Here is a 6,982-nt window from a genome sequence, read left to right as displayed (position 1 = left end):
GTCTCGGGAAGGTCCCGATGAACCTTCGGAGTAAGGCTTCCCTAACCAAAGAAAATCCTGAGTTTTTCGCCACCTGCCGGAATTGTGCGATATATGCTGGATCGCGACTCACACGTACGGCGGTTTTCGAGTTTTCGCTGGTAACCTCGTAGAACGGAGTACAAAGGCGTAGTAAAGCCCAGGGTCACCCCCCCGAAACGGGCAGTCGCTGCGCCCCGCGTGCTCCCGGTGTCCACGTTTGCAGGCGGGATATCGCTTCTCGAACTACCGTTCGGGCGATGTCCGTGACGAAGCACCACCATCCATAGTGATCACTGCAGCATCGGGGAGCAGGCAATGGCCGAGGAACTCGACGACATCGGCCGCGAAACAGCGGCGATGATGAGGCAAATGTTGCAGCTGGCGACACTTGTCGCGCTGCGAACCCGGGAACGTGGCCAGAAGGAAGCGGAAGCCCGCGTCAAGGTCACCGAGGCCCGGCAGAAGGAATCCCGTGAGCGTGTGCTCCGTGAGGCCGCGGATGCCAAGGCCAAGGACCCACGCAACCGCGAACTTTCCCGTCTGATCGACAAGCCGACCTTGGAAAAGGGTGTGTCCCTTGAAAAGGACCGCTTCGCGGCTCAGGCGGAGGCCACCCGGATGGCAGCGACACAGGCGGCGATGAACAAGGGTCTCGTCCGCCACGACTCGGTAGAACGCCGGCAGGCACTCGCCCAGCATCTCAATCGCATGGGCATCTCACCCGAATTGGCTTCTGTGCGCATGCTTATGGAGGTCGGTCAGGCGCAGTCCGCGTCCGAGGCCGTCCGCGCCCGGGAGCAGGAGGCCGCCGCCGCGCAGCGTCGGCAGCGTGAGCAGGAAGCCAGGGCACGGGAACGCGAAGCGGTGGTGCGCACCCTCGGTTAGGTTTCCAGCATCGGTCGTATTGTGGCGGAACGCAATTCATTTGCCTTCCGCCACAACGCGTTTCAGGGCCGAATCGGTATCGGCCCGAGTCTCAGATGCGGAAGTCGCCCATGCTCGGATCGCTGAAGAGCCCGTGCTGGGGAGACTTCAACGGCAGCGGGGTCAGCATGTCCTTGTGGCCGTTGCGCACACTGCAGTACTTGAACGGCCCCTTCGGGTCGAACAGCTTGGCCATGTGCATGTCCGCGTGATCCAGGAACCACACGCTCAGACCGGTTTTGCCCTCGAGCCGGTAGTACTCCCAGGACCGCCACATGGCATCCATACGCGCCACCGCCTCGGCGTGCTTCCACCATTCCGGGCACCAGACGGTGTCGCTGATGTCGGTGACCTGCCTGCGGTAGACGAGACTCAGGTAGTTCTCGACGAACTCGACCACGCTGGCATAGACCATGGGTTCCTGTTCCTGGTCGCTCACAGTCCCTTGACCTCCTCAATCGTTGCCGAGTCCGCAGCCGCCTTGGTCACCGGCAGATACAGTTGCTGCTTCTGCTGGCGGATCAGTTCGTCCACATTGGTCGTCTCCGGAGCCTGGGGCTCATGGTTCTTGATGGAGCGGGCCACCGCGGACTCGTACTCGCCCTCCCACCACGGCACCGTGCGGACCAGTACCGCGGGTGTCGCCGAGGAGAACAGCACGGCGCGCCCGCGCGGCAGCGTCGCGAGGGCGTGCACATTGAAGGTACGCGAGGAACCCAGCGACCTCGAATAGCTCTTGCCGCCAGAGGATTCCGACACCGACTGCGAGATCGAGTCGTAGTCGCCGATGGCTTCGGAGCGTTCCTGCAGGAACTTGATGTCGTCGATGCCGCTGCCGAGGACCTTGATATTGGCCGCGCCCCACAGCGCTTCCATGCCGTCGACGCCCCAGCAGCGCGCGCCCTGGGCCCAGGATTGCAGCACCGTCATCACCACGATGCCGCGCGAGCCGAAGTGGCTGTACTGCTTGGGCAGATCGCGCCAGCGCACCACGTTGGCGGCCTCGTCGAGGACCGCCAGCAGCGGCACCGGCAGCCGTCCGCGCGGCGAGCGCGCGGCGGTGCGCATGGCGACGTCGATGACGGCCTCGGTCAGCGCGCTCACCAGCGGCGCGGCCGAGCCGCGACCCTCGAGCGAGAGGCTGTAGAGGGTGCCGTTGCGGTAGATGAACTCCAGTTCGTCGAACTGGACGCGGCCGCCGCCCTGCATGATCCACGGGTGCACGTTGGACAGTTGCAGGCAGCGGATCATCTTCTTGGCCGTGCCGAAAACGCCGCTGCGCGTGCGTGGATCGACGTTGTACTGCTGGGCCAGGCCCGAGGCCATGAAGCCGCGGCCCGCGGCGCGCAGGAACTGGATGGGCTGCGTGTTGAGCGGGTCGGTGACCCAGTCCCACACCTGCGTGATGGGCTGCCCCTCGATCGCGGCGGCCAGGAACAGCGCCGCGAGGAGGTCTTCGGCCTCCTGGTCGAAGAAGCTGTCGGAGGAGGACTGCACGGTGCCGGAGCCGCCGTCACTGTCGGCGAAGTGACCCGCCAGGCGCGCCGCCCGCATCTCCGAGCCTTCGCTGTGCGGGTCGACCCAGGCCAGCGGATCCCAGTACCAGTTGCGGGCCTGGTCGCTCTGATTGTTCATGTCGACCGCGATGTCCTGCGGGTCGAAGATGAAGATCGGAGAACCCTTGGCGGCCCGGACATCCCGGGTGGCGTCGACCACGTCGCGCTTGTTGGAGGTGACGAGGGTGGCCCCGATGGCCGAGAGGATCGCGGGGATCACCCGGGAGGTGGTCTTGCCCTGGCGCGGGCCCCAGATGTCGACGTGCAGGTCCTCATAAGAGCCGTAGAGCATTTCGTTGTCGGCCACCGACATGCCGATCGGGATGCCGGGGACCACGACCTCGCCGGGCTGCATGAGCGAGGCGGGAACGTAGGGCTCGCCGGTGATCTCGTGCTTCACCAGCCGCACGCCCAGCTGTTCGGCCTTCTCGGCGACGCCCGCGGCCTTGAGCGATTTGATCGCGCCGCCCGAACCCATGTAATCGGCCTTGTCGTCGACCGCTAGTCGCCCCTTGCCCGCGTTGGCCTTCTGCCGCCGTTTGAACAGCTGCCAGGCCACGCCCGCCAGCACGATGATGGCGATTATCACCCCGGCCCAGCCCGGCCAGTGCAGCTCGCCCTTGATCATGTTGACGACGATGGAGATCGGGTTGATCGGCATCTTCTGGCGCGGGTGGGACAGCATATTGCCCACTTGGACCGACACCCACAGGGTTCCGAAGATCGCGAAACCGGCGTAGATGAGGTGCAGGGTGGTGTCGGGACCGGGATCAGCCGGGTCCTTCACCGGTGCTTTCGCCATCTCTATCCTCCTGGGATGACCTGTAAGTCGTTACCGCTCAACGAAATTCGTCCAGCAGCCAGCCGCCGGTAGTGCCACGCACGACCGTGGCGACGACCGTGGCCGGGGGTAGCGGTTCGCGCTTGCCGTCCGGGTAGACGACCGTCTGCTCGATGCCGATCTTGTACTGCTGCCGGTTCGGGTCGGCGCCGGTGGGCGCCTTCTCACCGGAGGCGAACGCGAAGGCCTCGACGTGGGCACCCGCCTTGGCCCAGTCCGTCCAGCGCAGGGTCGGCCGTGGCGTATCCACGCTGGTGGACGGGGTATCCAGGGTACGGATCAGACTGGGTCCCAGCCACTTCCGGGCACGCTGCAGGGCCGCGCCCTCCGATTCGGTGGCGGGGTACCAGGTGTAGATCTGTTCCAGCGCGGTGACCGCGACACCGTCGGGGGTGGTCGGGTCGGGCGCGGGCGCCTGTTCCAGCAGCCGAGTGGTGGACGTGGGCGGTTGCGCGACCGTCGATTTCGAGCCACCGCCGGTCGAGTTGCCGCCACACGCGGTGGCCAGCATCGCGACGCTCAGCACAACCATCACCACCTGCGAAGGGCCTGCCTTCCAGGCTAGTCGCCGGAGTCCGGTCATGTGCCGCGCTTGGCGTCGGACAGGGTTTCCACCAGGGTGCGGTTCATCTCCGCGGCGGCGGCAAGCTGCTGTTGCAGCAGGGCGACCTTGCGCCGCAGGGCGATCGCGTCCATGCGTTCGAGGCCGGGGCTTTCCGCCGCGCGCACCCAGTTGCGCACCGAATTGGTGTGCACACCGATCTGCTCGGCCACCACCCGGCAGGCCTCCGACTCCGACCGGAGCTTTCCGGTCAGGGCGATGACCTGCTCGACGGCGGCCTGGCGGACCTCCGGCGACACTCTTCGATACGACCGGTGCGGCATCATGCGGCGCTCCCCTCGTCCGGGCCGCGGCGTGCGGTGGTTTCGGTGAATTCGCTGAAACGCTGGTTGGTGTCGTGGATTCCGCTCTCCTTCTCCGAAAGCGTGAACTCCATGTGGAACGGGATCCCGGGCCGGCGGTCCTCGCCGATCTTGAGCAGGAACTTGCCGGTGCCGGGCGCGGGCGGGCGTTGCTGGCCCGGTTTGAGCGCCTCGCCGGTGAGCGCCTGCGGCGCGGACCAACTGGTCACCATCTCCTCCTCGGCGGACGTGAACGGCACGGTGGAATCCAGGCGCGAGATCTCCTCGGCGGGCAGCGCGCCGAAGATCTTGGCGCGCGCGCGTTCCAGGAAGCCGAGTGCCTTGGCGATGGCGGCCTCGGAGCCCAGTGCCTGGAGGTCCTTGATGGTGTGGCTGATCATGATGAGCGAGGTGGCGATGCCGCGCTGCAATCGGGTGAGCTCGTCGACACGGTCGACCATGAAGTCGCCCAGGCCCAGCACCTGCCACAGCTCGTCCATCACGACCTGGAAGTAGCGCTGCGGGCCCATGTTCGCGTCGGCGAGCACGTGCGCGGCCTCGACGGAGGCGAAACCGTCGGCCCAGCAGGCCAGCATGACGGCGGCCTTGAGTTTCTTGTCGCCGGTGGGGATGTGGGAGACGTCGATGCAGACCGCGGTGGCGTTGGTGTCGATGGGGGTGGTGGTCTGGCCGTTGAAGACCGCGCCGAACGGACCCTGGGTCAGGGCGCGCAGCGAACGGCGCAGACCCTTGATGGCCTCGTGGTACTCGTCCGGATTGTCCGCTCCCGCATCGAGTTGCAGCTCGTCGCCGCCCGCCACCACGATGTCGAGGAGATCCTCCACGATGGGGGGCTGGTCCGGGGTGAAGCCGCTGCCCTCGCGGTAGAGGATGCGCAGGGCGGTGGCGATGAGGGTCTCCTCGAAGTCGCGCACGCGCGCGCCGCGCACCAGTTCCACCAGGCCCGCCATCAGGGTGACCTGGCGGGCGCGCATCTCCTGCATCACCTGGGTCTGCAACTCGGGCAGTTCTTCCAGCAGCGGCACGATCGAACCCAGCACACCGGCGGCGAGCGGGTTGAGTTTGCCGTGGCCGTAACCGAGGTCGATGACCTGGCCGCCGACCATCTCCACCAGTTTGCGGTAGTCGGGCTTGACGTCGGCGAGGATCAGCGGCGTGATGCCCTGCGCGACACCGCCGAGCACGATGCGGCGCACCAGCGAGGACTTGCCGAAACCGTTGAGGCCCAGCACGAACAGGCTCGGCGCGGTGATGAAGCTGCCACGCATGAACCAGTTCATCGGGTCGAAGCAGACCGGCGCTCCGGTGTGCAGATGCGAACCCAGCGGGGTGCCGATGAGCGGCGCGCCCGCGCCGACCGACCACGGCCACAATCCCGCGACCTGTGCGGTGGTCGCCCGGTACTCCACCGGCCGCCCCACCACGTTCATCCGCCCGCCGCCCGCGCCGATATACCCGCGATCGGTGAGTTGCGCGGTGGTGCGGTCGAATTCGTCGAAGCTGCCGTACTCCATCCGCTCCGCGCGCGCCGCGAAATTCCGCCGCCGCAGATCGTCGGTATGCAACCGGAACGTCGCCCACGCCGCCTTGATCCCATTGCCCTCGCGCGCGGTGACCTCGAGCTTCGCGCGAGTCGAGTCGTCGAGCAGCTTCGGCCCGCTCTGCTTCTTCTTGGCCGCAGCCCGCCGCGCCGCCACCCGCTTGGCCGCGGCCTCCCGATCGGCCTGCTCGGTCGCCTTGTCCCGCTTGCCCTTCCGCCCGCTCTTCGGCTCGGCGGCAGCCTGGTCGGGACGGCCGTTGCGGGTGGGCCGATTCCGCGCCGGTCGCTCGCCCGGCTCACCCTCGGGCCGCGCCGGTCGCGCCCGCCCCGGCGACCCGGCGCGCCCACCCAGATGGACCCGATCCGCGTCGGTGGGCCGACCACGCCCTTCCGCCGCCCGCCCACGCCGCTCGGCTTCGCGCCCACGGCCTTCGGAATCGCGCCCGCGTCCGTCGGCCTCCCGCGTGCGGCCATCGGTTTCGCGTGCGCGCCGCACTCGCCCGTCGGCCTCGCGGCCTCGACCCTCGAATTCGCCACCGCGGCCTTCGGGATCGGCGCGGCGTTCGCGCTGCGGTCGCCGCCCGGCCTCGCCGCTCTCCCCCGCCGTCTCGCGACTTCGCCTGCGCTCCACGCGATCCCCCTCGCTCGCTTCCGCCGGACGCCGCTTCTTCACCGGACGCTCGACGACGTGCTCCCCCTCGAGCACCGCCGCCCCGGCCCGCAACGCATCCCCCGGCCCCGCCTCGGCCCGGATCGCGATCTCCCGGCCCGTCCCCTCGGGCGCGGCGGATTCCGTGATGCCACTGGGCGGTTCGAGCGCGGGCAGCGCCGGACGTCGCCGCTTCACCGGCGCGCTGACCGCCTCGTCGGCACCGGCCGACGACAGCGACGCGCCCGACATGTCAGCGGACCCGTTCGGCGAGACCGACTGCTCGGTCCGTCCGCGCGACTCCTCACGCGATGCCGCAAGGGATTCCGCGCCCGATACACCCGATTCGCCCGGTGCCCCGGGAACCGATTCCGTGCGCGGCACAGCAATGTGGTCCGCATCCGGCGTGCGGCTCGAGCCCCCGGGCAACCCGTCCGACTCCGTACGCGAGGCCGCCAGGTGTTCCCGTCCCAGCACAGCGGATTCCGCACGCGCCCCGGCCTGCGACGCGGGGTCCGATTCGCCAC

At 68.2% G+C, this 6,982-nt stretch carries 6 protein-coding genes; 1 reads left to right on the top strand and 5 read right to left on the bottom strand.

Features of this window, described 5'->3' with window-relative positions; all coding sequences use genetic code 11:
• Positions 1-336: 336 nt before the first annotated feature.
• Positions 337-906, top strand: coding sequence for a hypothetical protein (locus ACWELQ_RS33295; protein ID WP_452401006.1), 570 nt, complete (start codon positions 337-339; stop codon positions 904-906).
• Positions 907-997: 91 nt separating this feature from the next.
• Here ACWELQ_RS33295 and ACWELQ_RS33290 read toward each other — a convergent pair whose 3' ends face one another.
• Genes ACWELQ_RS33290 through ACWELQ_RS33270 form a run of 5 tightly spaced genes read right to left on the bottom strand, consistent with a single transcriptional unit; the run spans position 998 to position 6,707 of the window.
• Entirely contained in the window at positions 998-1,384 is a 387-nt protein-coding gene (locus ACWELQ_RS33290; RefSeq protein WP_452401005.1) for a DUF4913 domain-containing protein, read from the bottom strand.
• On the bottom strand, positions 1,381-3,303 hold the full coding sequence (locus ACWELQ_RS33285; RefSeq protein WP_452401004.1) for a type IV secretory system conjugative DNA transfer family protein: 1,923 nt from the start codon (positions 3,301-3,303) through the stop codon (positions 1,381-1,383). The genes ACWELQ_RS33290 and ACWELQ_RS33285 overlap by 4 nt, the downstream gene beginning before the upstream one ends.
• Positions 3,304-3,340: 37 nt before the next feature.
• Entirely contained in the window at positions 3,341-3,874 is a 534-nt protein-coding gene (locus ACWELQ_RS33280; RefSeq protein ID WP_452401003.1) for a hypothetical protein, read from the bottom strand.
• Between the two features lie 47 nt (positions 3,875-3,921).
• A complete protein-coding gene (locus tag ACWELQ_RS33275; RefSeq protein ID WP_452401002.1) occupies positions 3,922-4,230 on the bottom strand; it encodes a transposase in 309 nt (102 codons plus the stop codon).
• Positions 4,227-6,707, bottom strand: coding sequence for a hypothetical protein (locus ACWELQ_RS33270; RefSeq protein WP_452401007.1), 2,481 nt, complete (start codon positions 6,705-6,707; stop codon positions 4,227-4,229). The genes ACWELQ_RS33275 and ACWELQ_RS33270 overlap by 4 nt, the downstream gene beginning before the upstream one ends.
• Between the last annotated feature and the right edge of the window lie 275 nt (positions 6,708-6,982).

It is taken from the genome of Nocardia sp. NPDC004722 (assembly GCF_053601505.1).
Note: the sequence above shows the minus strand (reverse complement) of the source record. Positions and strands in the feature narration are given on the sequence as shown.

Coding starts and splice junctions, on each gene's coding strand:
- ACWELQ_RS33285 (WP_452401004.1), bottom strand. CDS start 3,303: ATGGCGAAAGCACCGGTGAAGGACCCGGCTGATCCCGGTCCCGACACC.
- ACWELQ_RS33270 (WP_452401007.1), bottom strand. CDS start 6,707: ATGTCGGGCGCGTCGCTGTCGTCGGCCGGTGCCGACGAGGCGGTCAGC.
- ACWELQ_RS33295 (WP_452401006.1), top strand. CDS start 337: ATGGCCGAGGAACTCGACGACATCGGCCGCGAAACAGCGGCGATGATG.
- ACWELQ_RS33275 (WP_452401002.1), bottom strand. CDS start 4,230: ATGATGCCGCACCGGTCGTATCGAAGAGTGTCGCCGGAGGTCCGCCAG.
- ACWELQ_RS33280 (WP_452401003.1), bottom strand. CDS start 3,874: ATGGTTGTGCTGAGCGTCGCGATGCTGGCCACCGCGTGTGGCGGCAAC.